Annotated in this window: 16 protein-coding genes and 2 tRNA genes; 12 read left to right on the forward strand and 6 right to left on the reverse strand. The window is 37.0% G+C overall.

All coding sequences use genetic code 11. The features are described from left to right. Positions 1-114: 114 nt before the first annotated feature. From RSA43_04495 to RSA43_04505, 3 genes are all read left to right on the forward strand, one after another. Entirely contained in the window at positions 115-3,255 is a 3,141-nt protein-coding gene (locus RSA43_04495) for a ribonucleoside-diphosphate reductase subunit alpha (protein MEG2496534.1), read from the forward strand. Between the two features lie 32 nt (positions 3,256-3,287). Continuing rightward, complete coding sequence (locus RSA43_04500) at positions 3,288-4,331, forward strand: ribonucleotide-diphosphate reductase subunit beta (protein MEG2496535.1); 1,044 nt, start codon at positions 3,288-3,290, stop codon at positions 4,329-4,331. A 63-nt stretch (positions 4,332-4,394) separates the two neighbouring features. Continuing rightward, entirely contained in the window at positions 4,395-5,075 is a 681-nt protein-coding gene (locus tag RSA43_04505; protein MEG2496536.1) for a tRNA (guanine(46)-N(7))-methyltransferase TrmB, read from the forward strand. Here the strand turns inward: RSA43_04505 and RSA43_04510 are convergent. After that, a tRNA-Val gene (locus RSA43_04510) sits at positions 5,066-5,139 on the reverse strand. The genes RSA43_04505 and RSA43_04510 overlap by 10 nt on opposite strands. A gap of 90 nt (positions 5,140-5,229) precedes the next feature. On the opposite strand from RSA43_04510, the gene RSA43_04515 reads away from it, so the two are divergent. Continuing rightward, positions 5,230-5,796, forward strand: coding sequence for a class I SAM-dependent methyltransferase (locus RSA43_04515; protein MEG2496537.1), 567 nt, complete (start codon positions 5,230-5,232; stop codon positions 5,794-5,796). Here the strand turns inward: RSA43_04515 and murB are convergent. Together murB and RSA43_04525 are read right to left on the reverse strand one after the other, a co-directional pair. Further along, the gene (gene murB, locus RSA43_04520) at positions 5,780-6,712 is read right to left on the reverse strand and encodes a UDP-N-acetylmuramate dehydrogenase (protein MEG2496538.1); all 933 of its coding nucleotides are present in this window, start codon (positions 6,710-6,712) and stop codon (positions 5,780-5,782) included. The genes RSA43_04515 and murB overlap by 17 nt on opposite strands. 51 nt (positions 6,713-6,763) lie before the next feature. Continuing rightward, positions 6,764-7,222, reverse strand: coding sequence for a transcription antitermination protein NusB (locus RSA43_04525; GenBank protein MEG2496539.1), 459 nt, complete (start codon positions 7,220-7,222; stop codon positions 6,764-6,766). Between the two features lie 341 nt (positions 7,223-7,563). Here RSA43_04525 and infC point away from each other — a divergent pair, with 341 nt between their 5' ends. From infC to RSA43_04555, 6 genes are all read left to right on the forward strand, one after another. Further along, entirely contained in the window at positions 7,564-8,127 is a 564-nt protein-coding gene (gene infC, locus RSA43_04530) for a translation initiation factor IF-3 (protein ID MEG2496540.1), read from the forward strand. Between the two features lie 188 nt (positions 8,128-8,315). Further along, positions 8,316-8,687, forward strand: a complete 372-nt coding sequence (gene rplT, locus RSA43_04535; GenBank protein MEG2496541.1) for a 50S ribosomal protein L20 — start codon at positions 8,316-8,318, stop codon at positions 8,685-8,687. 9 nt (positions 8,688-8,696) lie between these two features. Beyond that, a complete protein-coding gene (gene pheS / locus RSA43_04540; protein ID MEG2496542.1) occupies positions 8,697-9,725 on the forward strand; it encodes a phenylalanine--tRNA ligase subunit alpha in 1,029 nt (342 codons plus the stop codon). 68 nt (positions 9,726-9,793) lie between these two features. After that, positions 9,794-9,880 (forward strand) — tRNA-Ser (locus RSA43_04545). 29 nt (positions 9,881-9,909) lie between these two features. After that, on the forward strand, positions 9,910-10,332 hold the full coding sequence (vsr, locus tag RSA43_04550) for a DNA mismatch endonuclease Vsr (GenBank protein MEG2496543.1): 423 nt from the start codon (positions 9,910-9,912) through the stop codon (positions 10,330-10,332). Positions 10,333-10,466: 134 nt separating this feature from the next. Continuing rightward, positions 10,467-12,458, forward strand: a complete 1,992-nt coding sequence (locus RSA43_04555; GenBank protein ID MEG2496544.1) for a hypothetical protein — start codon at positions 10,467-10,469, stop codon at positions 12,456-12,458. Here RSA43_04555 and RSA43_04560 read toward each other — a convergent pair. Together RSA43_04560 and RSA43_04565 are read right to left on the reverse strand one after the other, a co-directional pair. After that, complete coding sequence (locus tag RSA43_04560; protein ID MEG2496545.1) at positions 12,448-13,536, reverse strand: LptF/LptG family permease; 1,089 nt, start codon at positions 13,534-13,536, stop codon at positions 12,448-12,450. The two genes, RSA43_04555 and RSA43_04560, sit on opposite strands and share 11 nt — an antisense overlap. Continuing rightward, positions 13,533-14,621 carry an LptF/LptG family permease gene (locus RSA43_04565; protein ID MEG2496546.1) on the reverse strand — a complete coding sequence of 363 codons (1,089 nt, stop codon included), beginning with the start codon at positions 14,619-14,621 and terminating at the stop codon, positions 13,533-13,535. Before RSA43_04565 ends, RSA43_04560 begins: the two co-directional genes overlap by 4 nt. A gap of 80 nt (positions 14,622-14,701) precedes the next feature. Here RSA43_04565 and tilS point away from each other — a divergent pair, with 80 nt between their 5' ends. Continuing rightward, positions 14,702-15,667, forward strand: a complete 966-nt coding sequence (gene tilS / locus RSA43_04570; GenBank protein ID MEG2496547.1) for a tRNA lysidine(34) synthetase TilS — start codon at positions 14,702-14,704, stop codon at positions 15,665-15,667. Positions 15,668-15,867: 200 nt separating this feature from the next. Continuing rightward, the gene (ftsH, locus tag RSA43_04575) at positions 15,868-18,603 is read left to right on the forward strand and encodes an ATP-dependent zinc metalloprotease FtsH (GenBank protein MEG2496548.1); all 2,736 of its coding nucleotides are present in this window, start codon (positions 15,868-15,870) and stop codon (positions 18,601-18,603) included. 157 nt (positions 18,604-18,760) lie between these two features. On the opposite strand, the gene pnp is transcribed toward ftsH, so the two are convergent. Continuing rightward, a complete protein-coding gene (gene pnp / locus RSA43_04580; protein MEG2496549.1) occupies positions 18,761-20,872 on the reverse strand; it encodes a polyribonucleotide nucleotidyltransferase in 2,112 nt (703 codons plus the stop codon). Positions 20,873-20,898 lie beyond the last annotated feature (26 nt).

Genomic DNA, 20,898 nt, shown 5'->3' on the forward strand with positions numbered 1-20,898 from the left:
TCACAAGATATTGGGAATTTAAAAAAATTGACTTAAAAAAGTTAGAAGACAACGAGTATTTTGCGTATGCAAAACACGGACGAAAACGGTGAATGAAAAAGCGGGAGCGAGGTTATGTTGAATGTCGAAGAAAGCAAGTGTTCGATTGTTAAAAGAAACGGAATGTTCGTACCGTTTCGGAGGGATAGTATTTCTCGTGCTCTTGAAGCGGCTGTAAGAGATGCCAAAAGTATTTCTTCGAAAGATGAATTACCCGAAAATTTAGAGAATACCGTTTCTCAAGTTACGCAAAACGTAGTTAAGGAACTTTTATCCGATATCGCTCAAGGAGATACCGTTACGGTTGAAAGAGTTCAAGATATAGTGGGATATCAATTACATAATATGGGTATGTCCGATGTGGCTCAAAATTATTTGGGTTATAATTGCAAGCACAAATCTATGGAAAGAACTTCTTGGAGTCTTTTGAAAATTCGGAGAAGAGACGGAAGTTCCGTTCGTTTCAATCCGATTAAAATTTCTTCCGCTATCGAAAAAGCTTTTCGGGCGACTCTTGATTTAAAAGAAACCAACTCGACCGAAGTTATTGAAACCGTTAATGATTTAACTCATCGTATTATTCAAACTATTGTCGATTCCGAGTTGGAAAAGAATAGTATTGATGTTGAAACCGTTCAAGATCTCGTAGAACAGATTCTCATGGTCTCCGGTTATTATGACGTGGCTAAAAATTACATTTTGTATAGACAAGATCGAGCCCAAGAAAGGAAAAAACAAGATGTTTCCTTAAAAAATGATAAAGAGATTGAAGACTATGGAATTATGACAGCTTTCGGTGATACTTATAGAATTTCAAAGTCGGATCTCGTGACAAAATTGTCTTTCATATCGAAAAGATTTCCGGACACGGTTAACCCTGAATTGTTGGCTGAAATGGCTTTCATGAATTGTTATGAAGGCATGAAAGAATCCGAATTGGATGCGGCCTATATAATGGCAGCCAGGGCAAATGTAGAAAAAGAACCGGATTACGGTTATGTTGCTGCAGATCTTTTGATGAGTGTTCTTTATCGAGAAGTATTAGGGTTTGACATAGATAATCTGGAATTGGAGATCAAACATAAAGAATATTTTAAAAATTATATTCATGAGGGAGTTGCTATCGGTCGATTGTCGCCCGCTCTTTTGGATTTTGATCTGGAGTTTTTGAGCAATGCCTTGAGATTAGACAGAGATAAACAGTTTTCTTATATCGGTATTCAAACTTTATATGACCGTTATTTTATTCAGAATTTGGATAAGCGTATGGAGACTCCTCAAATTTTGTGGATGAGAGTGGCTATGGGTTTATCGCTCAACGAGGGTAGTGAAAAAAATATCCGGGTTATTGAATTTTATAACGTCATGTCTTCGTTTTTATATATGTCTGCCACTCCTACTTTATTTAATTCGGGAACGTCTCATTCTCAACTGAGTTCCTGTTATTTATCTACGATAGAAGATGATTTGAAAAATATTTATAAAGTCATTTCCGATAATGCCATGTTGTCGAAATGGGCTGGAGGGATAGGTAACGATTGGACAAACGTGAGAGCAACCGGCTCTATTATTAAAGGGACAAACGGTAGAAGTCAGGGGGTCATTCCTTTTATCAAAGTGGGTAATGACACTGCAATTGCTGTTAACCAAGGCGGAAAACGAAAAGGCGCTATGTGTGTTTATTTAGAGATCTGGCACTTGGATAGTGAAGACTTTATGGAGTTGAGAAAGAATACTGGAGACGACCGTCGTAGAACACATGATATTAATACCGCTAATTGGATACCGGATCTTTTTTTCAAGCGTTTACTGAAAAATGGACAATGGACTTTATTCAGTCCTAATGATGTTCCCGGATTACATTCGGCTTACGGTAAAGAATTTGAAAGGTTGTACGAGTTTTATGAGAAAGAAGCCGATGAAGGTAGAATAACCTTATTTAAACGTATAGAAGCTACTGCTTTATGGCGTAAGATGTTAAGTATGGTTTATGAAACGGGTCATCCTTGGCTTACGTTCAAAGATCCTTCAAATATTCGTTCGCCTCAAGATCATGTCGGAGTTATTCATTGCTCAAATCTTTGTACGGAAATTATGTTAAATACTTCGAAAGAAGAAACTGCAGTATGTAATCTTGGGTCAATCAACCTTCCGGCACATATTCAGGATGGAGTCATCAATGAAGCTTTATTGGCTCAAACCATTAGAACGGCCGTAAGAATTTTGGATAACGTTATTGATACGAATTTTTATCCGATAGACGAAGCATATACGGCGAACTCCAGACATAGGGCGGTCGGTCTCGGTATTATGGGATTCCAGGATGCTTTATATAAGCTTAACATTAGCTATGCGGAACAGGCTGCTGTCGAATTTGCTGATCAAAGTATGGAAATGGTATCATACTATGCCATTCTGGCATCTTCCGAATTGGCGGCGGCAAGAGGCACTTATGCGACTTATGAAGGATCGAAGTGGTCAAAAGGATTATTGCCTCTGGATACTTTGGAATTATTAAGACGTGAACGGGGAGAAGAGCACATTGATATCGATATGTCGTATCGAAAGGATTGGGAAGTCGTTCGTGAATCCGTTAAACAACACGGCATGCGAAACAGCAATGTTTTAGCCATAGCACCCACGGCAACTATCTCAAATATCGTCGGTGTTACTCAATCCATAGAGCCGACTTACAAACATTTGTTCGTCAAATCGAATTTATCGGGAGATTTTACGATTCCGAATACGTTTTTAATTGATAAATTGAAATCGATCGGTTTGTGGGATGAGGAAATGGTAGATGATTTAAAATATTTCGATGGGTCTTTGATGGAAATAGAAAGAGTTCCTTTAGACGTGAAAAAATTATTTTTAACTGCATTTGAAATTGATCCTGAATGGATCATCGAATGCGGAGCTCGTAGGCAAAAATGGATAGATATGGCTCAATCTTTGAATTTATATTTAGCTCAGCCTGACGGAAATAAGTTGGCTTATATGTATTTGTTAGCTTGGCAAAAGGGATTGAAATCGACTTATTATTTGAGAGCTTTAGGTGCTACTTCGATAGAAAAGTCTTCTACGGATATTAATAAAAGAGGGATCCAGCCGAGATGGATGAAAAATAAATCGGCTTCCAATGAAATTGTCGTCAAACGAGTTACGGAAGGTCCGTTCGTTTGCAGTCTGGAAGAAGCTTGTGAATCCTGCCAATAGTTAATCATGATATTTATAAGGAGAGTGAGAAGATGAGTAACGGAGTAATAATCGAAGGTAAAAGTAAAAGAGTATGTGTTACGGAAAAACGTTTGATCAATTGCAACACGGTAGATGTCAATCAGCTTGTGCCGATTAGATATAAATGGGCTTGGGAACATTATACCAATGGATGTGCTAATAACTGGTTGCCTACGGAAGTATCTATGGCGAAAGACATTGAGGTATGGAAATCCAACAATATTTCCGAAGATGAAAGACGTGTTATTTTATTGAATTTAGGTTTTTTCAGTACGGCTGAAAGTTTAGTCGGAAACAATATTGTCTTGGCTATTTTCAAACACGTAACGAATCCTGAAGCGAGACAGTATTTATTGAGACAAGCTTTTGAGGAAGCCGTTCATACTCACACTTTCTTGTATATTTGCGAGTCCTTAGGATTGGATGAGGGAGAAGTTTTTAATGCTTACAATGAAAAGGTGAGTATCAAAGCTAAAGACGATTTTCAAATGAAATTGACTGAAGACGTATTAAAATCCGATTTTTCTACCGATTCCGTGGAAAATATACGTAAGTTCATTAAAAATTTAGTCGGCTATTACGTGATTATGGAAGGCATTTTTTTCTATAGTGGTTTTGTTATGATTTTATCATTCCATCGTCAAAATAAAATGACAGGAATAGGAGAGCAATATCAGTATATTTTGCGAGATGAAACTATTCATTTGAATTTCGGAATTGATCTTATTAATGGGATTAAGGAAGAAAATCCGGACGTTTGGTCCCAGGAATTACAGGATGAAATCGTTGAACTCGTTAGAGAAGCCGTTAAGTTGGAAATTGCCTATGCTGAAGATTGCTTGCCCCGAGGAATCTTGGGACTTAAGTCATCGATGTTCATCGATTATGTTCAACATATCTCAGATCGTCGTTTAGAGAGGATCGGATTGAACCCCATCTATGGATCCAGAAATCCTTTCCCTTGGATGAGCGAGACCATCGATCTCAATAAGGAAAAGAACTTTTTTGAAACCAGAGTTACCGAGTATCAGACTGCCGGAAGTTTGAATTGGTAATCTTTTTAGGCTATTGTTTTTTAGGGTTTTTCGGAATACACTCGTTCTTAATTATCTTGGGTAATGATGAGACCTCACAACCTTAAAATGCCTTATCAATGGGATGAAAGAAAACCCCTTCTTTCCAAGGGTCTTTTCTCCGTCCCTAACTTTTATTTTGCTCATTCGGAATATCGTTTGCCTGATTTTTCGCATGAGTCTATATTCGGCAACGATAACCCCGTTTATTGTGAAATTTGCTCTGGTAACGGAGACTGGGTCATCGCACAAGCCTTGAAAAATCCTGATTGTAATTGGATAGCGGTCGAGAAAAGATTTGATCGTGTAAGGAAGATTTTTTCCAAGTATATGAACTGCAAGATAGCAAATCTACTGGTGGTTTACGGTGAAGCAAATACTTTCTTTTCCAATTATCTTATCGATCAATCAATGGAAAAAGTCTTTATCCATTTCCCTGATCCATGGCCTAAAACAAGACACGCTAAGCACCGATTGATTACAAAAGGTTTTATGCTTGAGGTACGGAGAGTATTAAAAAAGAAAGGAGATTTGATAGTGGTAACGGATGACGAACCGTTTTTAAAGCAGTCCATCAGTATAATTAGAGAGACATTAATCTCGGAATCGGAATCGCCCTATTATGTGATCATTGACAAAGAAGCTCATGGGATTTCATGGTTCGAGAGCTTATGGAGAGGCAAGGGAAAAGCAATATATCGATCCGTCTTTAGTAATGGGATATAGCTGACTTGAACAGCTGACCTCCACGATGTCAACGTGGCGCTCTAACCAACTGAGCTAATACCCCTTATCAAGAGTCTCAATGTTAAGGGATTTACCTTTTTTAAGTCAGCAGAATTATGGTGATTACTTGTTATTTACCGTTTGAGGGAATATTATGAGTCGTTTGTCTTACTTCGGAATAGTTTCATGGGTGCATAACTTTTTATCTTTGGTGATAGAACCCGGAGATAAGATCATAGATGCTACTTGCGGAAACGGTAAAGATGCTTTATGTATAGCTAAATTGCTTCGGGGACAGGGTCAATTGTCATTATATGATATTCAAGAAGCGGCATTGAACAAGAGTAGAAATCTTTTATCGACACATTTAACTCAAGAGGAGATGCATACGATTATATTTCAGCACTGTTCACATGACGTATTTTTGGAAACGGAAGCTGATTTGGTAATTTACAATCTAGGTTATTTGCCGGGGGGAGATCGATCCTGTACTACAATTGCGGATATAACGATTATGAGTTTACGTAATGCTGTGTTTATTCTTAATCCGAATGGGCATATTATAGTAACTTGTTATCCCGGTCATCAAGAAGGTTTATCGGAATTGCAAGTGGTGCGGGAGTTTGTTGCGGAATTGGATTCAAAGAAGTGGACGGTATTTAATTACCGAATCGTCAATCGGAATAATCCTCCGGAAACTTTTATTATGTCTCGACATTAGGATCGGTTGAAGAAATAATCATCACTTCTTCTTCAAGCATGGTTCCGGTTTTTTCAAGAACGATAGTTTTAATGTATTGAATAAGGTCAAGCACGTCTTCGGTTCGTGCCTGTCCTTTATTAATAATGAAATTGGCATGTAAAGAAGATACATAGGCATCTCCTTTAGTCAATCCCTTGCATCCGCATTCATCGATTAATTGACCGGCACTTTTGGAACCGGAAGGATTGCGAAAAATACAGCCTAAAGATTTTTCTCGATACGGTTGGGTTAAGAATCTTTGTTTATTTAAAGACACGGGTGCGGTTGATTGACAGGTTGTTTCGACCACAGGAGCAACCGAAAAGACGCCGGATAAAATAAAGTAATTTCTATGTTTTTGAAAAAACGATTTTCGGTAATCGAATAAAAGTTCATCTTTCGATAACGTTATTTCTTTACCGGATTTATCGAGAAACGTAGCTGAAACCAAAACGGAAGCTACGTTGTAAGCACCGGTTCCGGCATTCATAAAAATAGCCCCTCCCACGGTTCCCGGAATACCATAAGCAAATTCTAAATTATTAAGATTTTTTGATTCGCAATATTTACTTAAGGCAGTAAAAGGATAACCGCTTTCGACGGTTAAAAGATGTTTTTGGGAATCATAAGATATTGTTTTTAATTTATTTAGTAAAATAATGCCTTCAAAACCCTTATCACTGAATAAACAGTTGGAGCCGTGTCCTAGAATTAAGAAAGGAATATTATATCGGTGTACGAATGAAAGGGCTAACCGGGTGTCTTTGCGAGAAGAGAGGATGCTCAAGTGTCTGGCAGGACCGCCGATTCCGAATGTAGAAAATCGTTTTAAGGGAACGTTATTGAGGGTTGGAAGAGGAAACTTATGAATGATTGAAGACAGTGTATGGTTCATAAGTTTTCAAAAATTGGGATTCCCGGTTATAAAAGAGGCGTGGTCATGATTTTAAGTTTCGTTTTGAGAAGAATGTTTTTCGGGATAGAACACGCAATCCAAAACGGCATTTATAAATTTTGAAGCTTCGGAAGTACTGAATTTTTTGACGAGACGAATAGCTTCCGTAATCAACAGATTTTTTTGAGAAGGGTCTTCATTTAAAGCCAGAAATTCAAAAATGATTAGACGCATGACATTTTTTTCTAAACGTGTAACTTGTCCGAAAGGACAATTTTCGGAAGCGGATATCAAAATCTTGTCCAAACGATCTTTATCATTATAAATGACAAGAGCTTCCGCGTAGGCCGAAGAAACATGTCTTTTGGCAATTTCAAGTTCGTCTCCTACTAGCTTTATGAGAGAGATGTCGGAATTTCCGGCATCAATCGAATAGAGCATCTGTATGATAATTTCTCGGAGTTTTTTTTTAGGGAAATCACCTGAAAAACTCGCACGTTTTTTTTTCATAAATTTTCCGAATAGTACTAAGAAAATAGATTACAGAAAGAATTTTTTAGGTGATAGGTAAAGTTTATTTTAATTTAATATTTGCTTTTTTAAAAATTTAATTTTCAAGAATTAAATTGAATCTAAAAACTCCAAAAAATATATCATTGACATTGACGTTGTGTATTTGTTTCCTAAATCGATTTTAAGAATCGATTGTTTTCTGCTTTAGAGTATTCACTTGATTTGCAAATGTCGGAACGTATAAGATGCTCTGTTTTGGTTTGGCCCTAGTGCTATCGGATTTTTTTGCACGAAGAGGTTTATTTTTTTGGATTCAGGACTTGAGAACATAGGTTAGAATGGCTGGCGTCGGTTTAAGAACGAACAAGCAAATTAGAGCACAAAAAGTTCGTTTGATTAATGCAGATGGAGAACAGGTTGGGGTTGTCGGTATCAGGGAGGCTACTGATATTGCCAAGGAAGCCGGTTTGGATTTGGTTGAGATAGCACCTAATGTAGAACCGCCTGTTTGTAAGATTATGGATTACGGAAAGTATCGTTACGATGCTACTAAGAGAGAAAAGGATAATAAGAAAGCTCAACATCAAATTAGGGTTAAGGAAGTTAAATTGAAACCCAATATTGATGAGCATGATTTTTTGACTAAACTCAAACAGGCCAAACATTTTTTGGAAAAAGGAAATAAAGTAAAAATCACTTGTACATTCCGTGGGAGGGAAATGGCTTATCCCGAGCACGGTCATAAAGTCGTATCACGTATGAGTGAATCCTTGGAGGATTTAGGTTCTGTTGAGGCGGAACCCAAGTTACTGGGACGCTCCTTAATTTGTATTTTGGCCCCAGGAATTATTAAAATTAAAAAAAAGCAGGAAAAGTCTGATGCCAAAAATGAAGAGCAATAAGGCTGCTAGATCCCGTTTTGCGTTAACCGGTAGTGGGCAGCTTAAGAGGTCTTGTCAAGGAAAAAGGCATAAACTCACTAAGAAGAGCTCTTTGACTAAGAGAAGATTATCGGGAAGTCCGATCATGGATGATTCTCAGGTCAAAATGTATAAACGTATGATGATGGTATAGTCGGGAGTTTATTTTTATGGTTAGAGCTACGGGTGCGGTTGCTTCGCGCGGTCGTCGTAAAAGAATATTGAAACAAGCTAAAGGTTTTTGGGGAGACAGAAAAGGGCACATCCGACAGACTACGTCTGCAGTCAGACGTGCTATGGCCTTTAACTATGCACATAGAAAAGCAAGAAAAGGTGATTTTCGTAAACTTTGGATTATGCGCTTGGGAATAGCATCTAAAATACACGGTTTGTCTTATAGTCGTTTCATGAGCGGTCTTAAATTGATTGGTTCGGAACTGAATCGAAAGATGCTATCGGAGATGGCTATTCATTCTCCCGAAAGTTTTTCCGTTCTTGCCGAACAAGTTAAACAAGGCTTGCAAGAGGCGTTAGTGGCTTAGGAAAAGTTAATGGATTGTGATAAGGAACTTCAGCGTGCCAAACGGGATTTCTTGAACGAATTTCCATTGGTGAAATCTATTGAAGATCTGGAGCTCATCAAAATTAAGTATCTTGGGAGAAAGGGTTTTTTTAAAAAAATTTCTGAAATTTTAAGAAACCTTCCTCTTAACGAGAGGCCTTCTTTCGGTAAATCCGTTAATGATTTTAAGCAATTCATTGAGAGTGAACTTGCCAATAAGAACAGTCAATTGATTCTAGGTGGAGAGAGTCTTAAACTCGAATCCGAAAAAGTGGATATTTCCTTGCCTGGAACTTCTGTTTTTAAAGGAAAGGGTCATATCTTGAAAAACGTTCTCGAAGAAATTACCGATTTGTTCGTACGGAAGGGTTTTCTCGTAAAAGAAGGGCCTAATATTGAAACGGAAGATAATAATTTTTCTTTATTGAATTTTCCTCCCGATCACCCCGCCAGACTTATGCATGACACGTTCTATGTCAAAGAGAACTATTTGCTGAGAACGCATACTTCGAACGTTCAAGTAAGGTCAATGAAAGAATCCGAATTGCCTTTAAGTATAGTAGCGCCGGGATTGTGTTTTCGTAATGAGGATATATCGGCTCGCTCTCACGTAGCATTTCATCAAGTGGAAGTATTCCATATTGATAGAGATGTCGGTTTATCTCGTTTGACTAATCTTTTGGAAGGTTTTTTTAGAAGATTTTTCGGTGATTCCCGAATCAATTTAAGGTTTCGGCATAGCTATTTTCCTTTTGTGGAGCCGGGAATAGAAGTGGACATCGAATGTATTAAATGTCGAGCTCAAGGTTGTTCTTTGTGTAAAGAGACCGGTTGGTTGGAAGTTGCGGGAGCTGGCATGATTCATCCGAAAGTGTTGAAAAACGGGGGCATCGATTCAGAAATTTATTCTGGATACGCCATCGGTATGGGAGTAGAAAGATTGGCTATGTTGAGACACGAAATATCGGATATTCGTTTGTTTTTTGAAAACGATATTAGATTTCTTGATCAATTTTAATGGAAAAAATTTCTCTATTAAATGTATCTTTCGCTCACCTTTCTGTTTAAGAGGTAATTATAGATAGTGGAAGAGTGGCAGAGCGGTTTAATGCACCTGTCTTGAAAACAGGAGTTGGTTTACGTCAACCGGGGGTTCGAATCCCTCCTCTTCCGAATTTGTCTTTTCGGACTTTTATTTTTTCATGGATAGATTAGATAAGACTACCAGAAGTCGTGTTATGTCTGCGATTGGACATAAGGATACGACCCCTGAAGTATCTGTTAGAAAGTCTTTGTTTCATTTAGGACTTCGTTATCGTTTGCACGATAAAACATTGCCCGGAAAACCTGATCTTGTTTTTCCGAAATATAAATCCGTTATATTTATTCACGGTTGCTTCTGGCATTCTCATGATTGTAAATATGGTCGTTTACCCTCGTCAAATACTGATTTTTGGGAACAAAAGTTAAAAAGGAATGTTGAACGAGATCATGTTAATATTCGATTGTTATCCCTTTTAGGTTGGAGAGTTAAGATTATTTGGACCTGTTCTTTAAAAAATAAAAAAACTCCTGTTTCTTCTTTATTCGTTAATGAAATTGTACTTTGGTTAAAAAAAACTTAATTTTTATTAAAAATATAATTATTTTTTTAATTTATATTTGATTAATTTATTTTTTAATGTTACTTTAAAATAATTTTACTAATGTTTTTAGTATCTTCGATTTTTAATTCGAATAATGACACGATAGGATTCTTATGCAAGACGAATGTTTCAATTTGGGTGCGGTAGAGAAAAGTTTGAAAAATTTAAAATCGTTATGCGGTTTATTTCAATCTTCACCAAAAAAAGATAATCATCATCCAGAGATTCGAAATGTTTCCGGCCTTGCAAAAGAATCCTTATCAGTTTTAGCGAATTATATTTCGGATCGAGAACAATCGAAAGCTAATTCCGGTTTTCATTTGATTTTTGATGAAGTCAATAAATGTTTATCTTCGATTGAATCTAGTGATTTTTATAATGAATTATCATGTTTATCCGAATATCGAGCGTTGAGGACTTCTTGTTTTTATCCAGATAGTCGCATGTCCGATTTTTCGGAAAGAGAGAATATCGATAAAAAACAAGAAGTTGATTTTGATTCTTGTAATGATAAAACATGTTTAAATAATCTCATCGAAATTAAAAAAGACGGTTCTTATGAACTGTTCTATTTGAGAGATACCGATGGAAAGAAATTCTATACTGAGGCTCTTGTACAAATTCTGTCGAAGTATGGTCGACTCCACGAAAATTGTGATGCTCAAAATCCTTTTATAAAAACGATACTATGGAGTGGATTAGAGAAATACAGGGCAGCCAGGCAAATATTAACTTCGGTTCAAGAAGACTTAAAACTTTTTTATAAGTTTGCCCTTGCCAATTTTTCCGATAAAATTGCCGTTGCTTTACATAATGCTATTATGGCTTTAATGATGGCTGGTAGTGATAATACATGTCCGTCCAAAAAGTCTTCAAAAACTAATTTGGAATATTTTAGAGATTTTTTTTATTTTTTAAGAAATGCTTTGAAAATTATCAAAGATTTTCCGTTACACGAAAATCATTCGCATTTAGATATTTATCGGAAATTAAGTAAAAATCTTTGTCGTGCCTTCTTTTCTCTCGAAATTTCCTTCACTGAAACCATAAAATATTTAATACCTTTTTTAACTGATTCCGTTTCTCAAAAATTATCGGAAGATAAATATCTTAAGGCACCTAATCTGTTTTTATTGTTTTATGATAATCTTACTAAGGAATTATCAAAGTATCCTTCAGGTCCCGTATTTAAGGCTTTGGATATTATTTCTAAGGATGAGTCTATCGATTTTGATCCTCATGTTTTAGGTTTTTTTCCTTCTTTTCTGCAAATTGTTAAAAATAAGGACTATTCTTTGAAAATTATGAGTGCTCCGTGTCCGACTGTGCAAAAATCGATTGCTTATGCCGATTTGGTGGAAGAATTCTCTTATTTTATGGATTCTTTAAAGGAAACGGAGGAAAAACTATTCGTGATTAATCTTCAGAATCGCTTATCCAAAAAAGATAAGGCCAGGTGTGCTCTTTTAGAAGATTTTTTTCTTAGAACCTCTTCTGAAGAAGTAGTCTTTTTAACGATTCCTGAGCCGGAAGAGGTGCTTAGATCACTTGAAAGTGAAAGAGGAATTGTAGAAGATCTAGATGAATTTTTATCCGTTTTGAAGCACAATATCTCATTTAATGAGCGATCTCAATATAGAATGATAGCTGCGACCGTTTTTTTGGATCGCGAATTTTTACATGACCTTTTGTTGTCTTTAAAAGACGTTTTTTTTAGTAGAAAGAGAGCATTATTCAGAAATGACAAACTTTTATTGTTAGAATTGATGAACTTAAACATTGCTGTCAAAATAATCGATATTTATCGACCGCAATGTTTACTTGCTCTTTCAAAGGACGGTTTGGATAGGACATCGGCTTTTTGTTTTTGTTTAGAAAACTTATTGGATCCGGTCATCTGCTTGTCTAAGGATAGTGAATATTTGAAGACGGTATTTTGTCGTTTAATGGCGTCGACCATGACACTTAGAGATCGATTGATGCGCTCCGATTCTTTTGATATAACGGTGAAAGTTATGAACTCTTTAAGAAAACACAAGGATTATATGGCGGTTTTAGGAAAATTGTTCGATGCGGATCTCGGTGAGTGGAAAATTATCGATTGATCTTAACGAATTTACCTAAAGTAAAGACGAGAAGTAAAGTTATCGGAACCAAAGTGCTTTGTAAAGCAGGAATGATGTTGTGTTTAGATAGGATACATAGTGCATTGAAGCACAAAAAAAACAGATTTAGGATTAGTAGAGAAAAAAGATACGCTTTCGAGTAAGTTTGAAGACGATTGAAACGTAGACAAAAACTTGCAGGAATAATGACCGCTGCCAAGCAAATTAAAGGGGAGAATAATTTGTAGTAAAATTGTGTGATTAAGTCCGCAAGTCGTGGGGAAATATTTATTTTCGTTCCGTAGAACGCTTCCTTCCAAACGATACTTTTAAAAATTTCGGAAAGTTTATTTCGATTTTTTGATACAAAAGTCTTTGAAAAAGGATTTTCAAGATTTCCGAACTCCAGTTCCGGCAGGTATTTTGTTTCATAGCTTGTATCCAGGCATATTTTATCTTCGGAATTTCTTTTAAAGTATAAAATTTCTTTTCCTAACGGTGGGTGTTCCGATGTGAATTGAATCTCCTGGATTTTGTAAATTTTATCAAATGTCTTAATCCAAAAAACTTCTTTTAATATCATAGATTCGGCTTCTAAAGATGAGCAAAGAAGCACGGACTGATCTTTTAAGTAAAATACGGGAAGCTTATTTTTTTTTTTATCGGAAGCAAAAGGGTTAAGCTCCGATACGTTGTGTTTGCATACGGGAAAAATCCATTCGAAATGGCAATAAAGAAAACTGATAACGATAAATCCTGAAATTATTAAAGGAGACAGAATTCGTCTTAAGGAAAGACCTGAAGCTCTTAGAAGTAATATTTCTCGTTTGGATTGCATGGAAGATAATACGATTACAACCGAAACGGAAACGAGCTGGGACAGTATGAATTCATTTTTTAGCATAACTTCAGATAAATAGTATAAGACCACGGTCAGCGGAGAGCAATTCTTCGGTCCTCCGTTTCTGACTGCATGCAAAGAAAAATGGACGGAAGCATAAAATAAAACGGTTCCCAAAAAAAGTAAGGTAAAGATAGACCAGAATCTAAGCAAAAGATAACGAGTCCAAAGTTTCATCGGCAGATACCTTTTTTTTCTTTCAGCAATAAGTATGGGAAAACCATCCAAAGAGCAAGTTGAGGTAGGACAAAAAAGAATATTCCGCCCATTATGTTAGTAGTGTTGTTTTTCCCCAAGATCAGAAGCAATAGAGTGAGAATAGGTGGTATATAAAAGATTTTACTGCGTTTTTTGAATCTTGGTTTCTCCATGCCTAATACGATACCTACAAACGTAAAAGATATGCAAAGAATTCCTACGGAAATCCGTCTTATGGTCTCCAGTATAAAAGATTTATATAAAGAATCCGTATGGGATGACATTTTATGAATCAATTCCTTAAACGGCATATAATCGGTTCTGGTATCGGATTGCGATTTATTGTGTAAAAGAGTCGAAATAATTTTCGGGACAGTTATTTCTTCCATATTTTCTATTAAAATATGGGAGGAGTCATTTTTTCCGAGATTTTGAGGGAGGTTTGAAAATAACGTCACTCCATTAGCAAGGAAATTGTCATTCATGGTATCGATTGAAGCATCTTTGATTAAACAAAGGTCGACCATTTCAGTATTTTGGCGAAAGGCAAGAAGAACATTTTTAAAATGATTTTTCGATAAACTTTCGGAAGAAATAAATACTTTACCGTCTTCGGATTTTTGTATGGTTTGTAAAAGAAAAGAAGGAGACGACACTGCAATATTCGCAATTTCCTGACAAGATTTGAATCGACAAATCGAAGCCAATTCCGAGCATGTATAAAAATTACAAAGACCGATTATTGTCGAACAGGCTATTACAGGAAAAATCATACTGAAGTCTGAAGCTCCGGATGTTCTTAATAACGTTATTTGGTTATTATTCGATAAGGATTTGAATAATTGAAATCCTGAAATAAAACATGCAATCGGTATAATCCAGGGGAGAAGATAGGGAATCTGATAAGCCGTTAGCTTACAGATGGATCGTATAGGAACGTCTCTTGCAATAAAAGCGGCCATTTCTTGCAATGATGCTATAATAAATATTAACGTCAGTCCTAACGAACAAAAAAAAGTCGTTTTTAAATAACAAGTAATTAACCTTTTCCAAAGAAGAGGCATAAGTGTGCCCGATAAGATTACAGTAACGAGAAAGCATCTAAAAGATTTGCTTTTCTCGCAACACAAAGGTGCTGACCGATATGGATTATATAAAAGACGATATACTCAAAGACGGTAAGTTAAAATTTTTTTTCTCGGAAATCAATCGTAAATCCAAGTTTTTATTGGGGTTATCGGGAGGCGCTGACTCTACATTTTTATTTTATGTTTTGAAAGCCTTTGAAATTGATTTTACGGCATCTTATGTTGATCACGGACTACGCCCGGAAAGTGTTGAGGAAGTTGTATATTTGAAAGAGTTATGTAAAAAAGAAGAAGTTCTCTTTAAGACGATTAGAATATCTCACGATATTTTCGATAAAGGAAATTCGGAAAACATAGCTAGAGATTTCAGATATCGGTTTTTTAAGAATCTATGTGAAAAAGAAGGATTGGAAGGTGTATTTATTGCCCACCATGCGGATGATCAAAGCGAGACGGTTATAAAAAGAGTTTTTGAAGGAGCTTCCTTGTGGAATTTAAGAGGTTTACTTCCTATTGCTCGAATTGACGGTCTTTTGATAATGAGACCTTTATTGCATCTGCGTAAACAATATATCGCAGATCGTTTGAATGCGGAAAATATTGCTTATTTTACGGATTCCACAAACGCAGACACTCATTTTTTAAGAGCTAGGATGCGTTTGGAATTCATTCCCATTCTGGAGAAATCATTCGGAAAAAACATAACTTCTTCTCTTGAAAGACTCTCGATCTCTTCTTCGGAATTATTTGAATTTTTAATGGCAGAATCGCAAAGATATACCGATAGAATTCAGGAGGATGAAAAAAGCATTTCTTTAGACTTGAGTTTTGATCCGCCGAGATCTTTGTTTTTATGGAAATTTATTTTAAAATTCTTTTTATCTCGAATTCATTTGACTCCTTCTGCGTATACTCTTGAGGCTCTTGTACAACTGTTGCTTAAAAAAAGCAGTCATAAAGTATTTAGAATTGGGAATAAAAAGGCGCTTATCGATAAAGGTGTTTTGCGTATTGATTTGTAAAATTGATGTAATGTCGAATCGAAAATTAATAAGCGATTTTGTTACCGATATTTAGTTGCTCTCTAAAAAAGTGTAGTATATGATGAGCCGTTCTTGATATCGTTATTCTTAATAGTCGTGACTTAATTTTTTTATTAAAATAATATTTTTAAGTTATTATTATTAATTATTGGGTTTTTCAATTAATTTAGTTTCTATTTATGATGCAGGATAAAAAATTTAAAACCGATCCAAAAAAAAATTTTCCGTTCACATTTTTTTTTCTTCTCTTCGGAGTTGTTTTAGGGATCGTTGTTATTCAGAATTTTATACACGATAAAAGAGCCAAAATCGGTTTCAGTCATCAACTTGAGCATCTTGTCAATTTAAAATTGGTCATTCCGGAAGAAAGCCGGAAAGTTTCTTTGAATGATAACCTAGTGACTTTCAGTGGTCGTTTTAAAGATAAGGAATCTCAGGAGAGTCTTGCAAGATACAGATATCTTGAATTATTGTCCGAACGCCATGACCTTCAGAGTGAACGGAGCGATTTAGAAAAGCAATTAAAGGAATTGAAAGGTAGTGTAACTGAGTCGGTGGTATGGTTTTCATCTATTTCCGGGCATCCTATTCCCGATTCCGGATATGCTGTAGTCGATCAAGCGGATTTAGGAACCGGTGAATACGGTTTATTGATAGTTAAAGAGAAAGTTGAATCGCAACCTATTAATTTGAAATCCTTATCTTTCGAATATGAACAGTTGTTTGAATCCGGAATAAAAGGAACCATTCCCAAGAAGAGAGAATTTTTATCTAATTTATCCGTTCTCATTTCCAAGTATCGTTCTCCTGTTTTGGGAATTGGTTCTGAAACGGTTAAAAATGAACTCCGATTATTAAGTCAACAGATGGAGGAAGTATCGGGGTTGGATGTGTCCGATAGGAAGGTCCAGACTATTGTAGGTGAAGTTATAAATCGCCTTTCCGTTATTTCGGAATCTTTAGAAGAATCGGGTATAGGGGGAAGATTCAATATTCTGCGTTCTGTGCGACGATATAAAGAAGAACTTCTTAAATTTAACGAAGTTGCCGAAACTCTAGCTAAAAATGAACTATCCCTCGATAAATCTCGCGCCGATGTCAATCAAGCCGTATGGTATTTCAATAATCAGGAGATGTCTTCGAAAGGTTTAGAGAAACAAGATCCTGAGGTTTTCAATCACTGGTTTACTGGCGCGAAGGATGAATGGTATAATTTTGAGCATAATAGATCTTTGAGTTTCAAGGCGCCGGATCAACCTAGAAATCTTGTTTTGGAGAAAACGTTCAAAAGTCATGAACCGCCACCTCATTACGCAAATTATATTTTTACCGTATTACCTATAGCATTGGTTGTCCTATTTCTTTATTTCATCTTTTCAAGACAAATGAAGGGTATGGGGGGATCCGCAATGAATTTCGGAAAGTCTCCTGCAAAATTACTCCAAATGGGACAGAATAAAGTTACTTTCCAAGATGTTGCGGGGATAGAAGAGGCTAAGGAAGAACTTATTGAGATAGTGGATTTTTTGAAAAATCCGACTAAATTTACCGTTTTAGGAGGAAGAATTCCTAAAGGGGTGTTGTTAATAGGTCCTCCCGGAACCGGGAAAACTCTTATTGCTAAAGCCGTTTCGGGTGAAGCGGATAGACCGTTTTTCTCTATCGCCGGTTCCAGTTTCGTTGAAATGTTCGTTGGAGTCGGAGCCAGCAGAATTCGAGATATGTTCGAACAAGCCAAAAAAAATGCACCTTGTATCATATTCATAGACGAAATTGATGCAGTCGGAAGACATAGGGGGGCTGGTATAGGAGGCGGACATGATGAACGGGAACAAACCCTTAATCAGCTACTAGTGGAAATGGATGGGTTCGATACGAATGAAGGGGTCATTTTAATGGCTGCTACTAACCGTCCGGACGTTTTGGATAAGGCATTGCTCAGACCTGGTCGATTTGATCGCAGAGTCGTTATCGGACTTCCGGATATTAAGGGTCGTTTTGAAATTTTAAAAGTTCATGCAACTAAAATTAAATTGGATCCTACAGTAGATTTGTATGCTATTGCCAGGAGTACACCGGGAGCTTCCGGAGCTGATTTAGAGAATTTATTGAATGAAGCCGCCTTGCTTGCGGCCAGAAAAGATAGATCGGCAGTTACAGCAGCCGAAGTCGCTGAGTCGAGAGATAAAGTGCTTTACGGTAAAGAAAGAAGAAGTTTGGAAATGGATGAAAAAGAGAAATCTACCACTGCTTATCATGAATCCGGGCATGCTATTGTGGGCTTAGTTGTTGAATATGCCGATCCCGTGGATAAAGTTACGATTATTCCTAGAGGATTATCCTTAGGCGCGACTCACTTTTTACCTGAAAAAAACAAGCTTAGTTATTGGAAGAAGGAATTATTTGATCAACTAGCTGTATTGATGGGAGGAAGAGCGGCCGAAGAAGTATTTTTAGGTGATATTTCCAGTGGTGCACAGCAAGATATCGTTCAGGCAACACGTTTGGTACGTAGCATGGTTTGTGAATGGGGGATGAGCGAATCTTTAGGAACCGTTGCTTATGATGAATCTACTGAAAGTGTTTACGGTTCATCTTCGGAAAAAAACTATTCCCAAGAAACTGCTAAAATTATTGATGCCGAAGTCAAAAGAATCTTGGACAACGCTTACGGAAAGGCCTTGGATATTGTCAAAAATCATAAAGATAAGCTTGAGCTTATGACCAAATTGCTTTTGGAATTTGAAACTCTTAATGCAACCGATGTTAAAGAAATTATGAATAATTCTTGGGATTCAGAAAAGAAGAAAGCACGAATGAAAGAAGAGAATATGCTTTTCAAGAAAACGGAAGATTTACCGCCTCCTCCTCCTAACGAAATTGTTTCTGGTGATTTCGGACTGAAAGTAACATAGTCTTGCACGTAACGGCGGAAAGAATTTGCTTGATTCTTCGGGGCTAGACGCTCCTTCTCCATACGTAACAGCTGCCGATCGTTACCATCAGAAGATTTCGACAATAAAAAAGCCCCGAAGAAATTCGGGGCTTTACGATGTAAAAATTTACTGACAATTACTCGGACTGTGCAGCTAAAACAGCTTTACGGCTTAATTTTAGTTGTCCTTTTTCATTAATACTCAGTAATTTAACTTCTATGACATCGCCTTCTCTGACTACATCGGATACGTTCTCTACTCTTTTAGGAGAGAGTTCGGAGATGTGACAAAGACCTTCTTTGCCAGGAAAAATTTCAATAAACGCTCCAAAATTGACAACGGAAGTCACTTTCCCTTTATAAATTTTACCTACTTCCGGTTCTCCGATTAATCCTTCGATAATTGTTTTTGCTTTACGCATAGATTCCTCATTAGTTGATGCAATACTTACAAGTCCAGAATCATTAATATCAATCTGAACTCCCGTTTCTTCTATAATTTGGCGTATTTGCTTACCACCGGGGCCAATAATAACCGCTATTTTATTCGGTTTGACCTGCATGGTTTCAATACGAGGAGCGTACGAAGAAACTTCTTTAGGTTTATCAAGAACAGAATTCATTTGTTCTAAAATAAACAGACGACCTCTTTTAGCCTGTTGTAGCGCTTGTTCCATGATCTTATGGGTAATCCCTTCGACCTTGATATCCATCTGGAAAGATGTAATACCGTTTTCACTTCCTGCTACCTTAAAATCCATATCTCCAAGATGATCTTCCGTACCTGAAATATCGGAAAGGATAATCGCGGAGTCAGGATCTAATACTAAGCCCATTGCAATTCCGGATACCGGTTCTTTAATCGGAACACCGGCGTCCATTAGTGCCAGACAACCTCCACAAACCGAGGCCATCGAAGAAGAGCCGTTGGATTCCGTGATATTGGATTCTAACCTAATTGCATAAGGGAATTTCAAAAAATCAGGTAAGACATGTTGGAGTGCTTTTTGCGCCAACTTACCATGACCTATCTCCCGTCTTCCGGGAGCACCTATTCTTCCTACTTCTCCTACGGAAAAAGGAGGGAAAGAGTATTGTAAATAAAATTTATGTGTACCTTCGCCATTCAAATCTTCAAAACGTTGTCCCATGCTCTCGCCGCCTAAAGTACACACAGCTAAGGTTTGAGTCTCTCCGCGCGTAAATAAACAACTTCCGTGAGTTCGAGGTAAAAGACCTGTTTCAATATATATGTGACGAATGTCTTCCAAACCACGTCCATCAAGACGTAAACCGGTTTCTTTAATTGTTTCTCGCATTAATTTTGATCTGGCTTTTTTATAAGCCAATTTGATGTTAGAAACTGAAAAAGGATTCTCATTATCACCTTCATTATCGACCGAGACTAATTCTTTCAATAGATCTTTTTCAATCTCTTCGAGCTTAGTCATTGAAATGAATCTGTCTTTAATTCGTAAGACTTCTTTAATTCTCTCGGAACTTAAAGATTTGACAGTCTCTAAAACGATCTGCGGAAGCACGCGAATAACCGACATATTTTTAGGCTTACCGATCTCTTTTTGCCATTTGCTTATAGCTTGACAAATCTTTTTTATTACCGTATGACCGGTTTCAATTGCCGTCAGCAGTTCTTCTTCGGAAAGAAAATCACAATGCCCTTCAATCATTAAAATTGCATCTTCGCTGCCCGATAAAATTAAATCCAAACGAGATACCGTCATTTCTTCGGCCGAAGGATTGACGACAAAACGTCCGTCTATTAATCCTACTCTTACTCCGGCAACCGGTTTTGACATCGGAATGTCCGATATCGCAAGCGCGGCAGATGCAGCGCATATAGCTAAAGGATCCGGTAAATGTAATCCATCGTAAGACCATACGTAAGACAAAATCTGTGTGTCTTGATAATAACCATCTAGCATGTTAGGACGTAAGGAACGATCGATAAGTCTGGAACCCAAAATCTCTTTCTCTGACGGACGACCTTCTCGCTTGATAAACCCACCTAGAGTCTTACCTGCGGAAGAAAATTTTTCTTGGTAATCAACCCGTAAAGGTAAAAAATCCACGTCAAGGACCATTTCCCGAGAATAGCAAGCTGAAGAGAAAACAACCGTGTCACCCATTCTTACTAGGACTGCCCCGTTTGCTTGCCTGCCTATTTTACCGGTTTCAAAATGAATACTGAGGCTATCGCTCACAGGAACACTTAAGACAGTTGCTTTCATCTAAAAAAATCTCCTTAGGAAAAATT

Source organism: Victivallaceae bacterium (assembly GCA_036659455.1).
Classification (GTDB): Bacteria; Chlamydiota; Chlamydiia; order Chlamydiales; family Chlamydiaceae; genus JAVXCN01.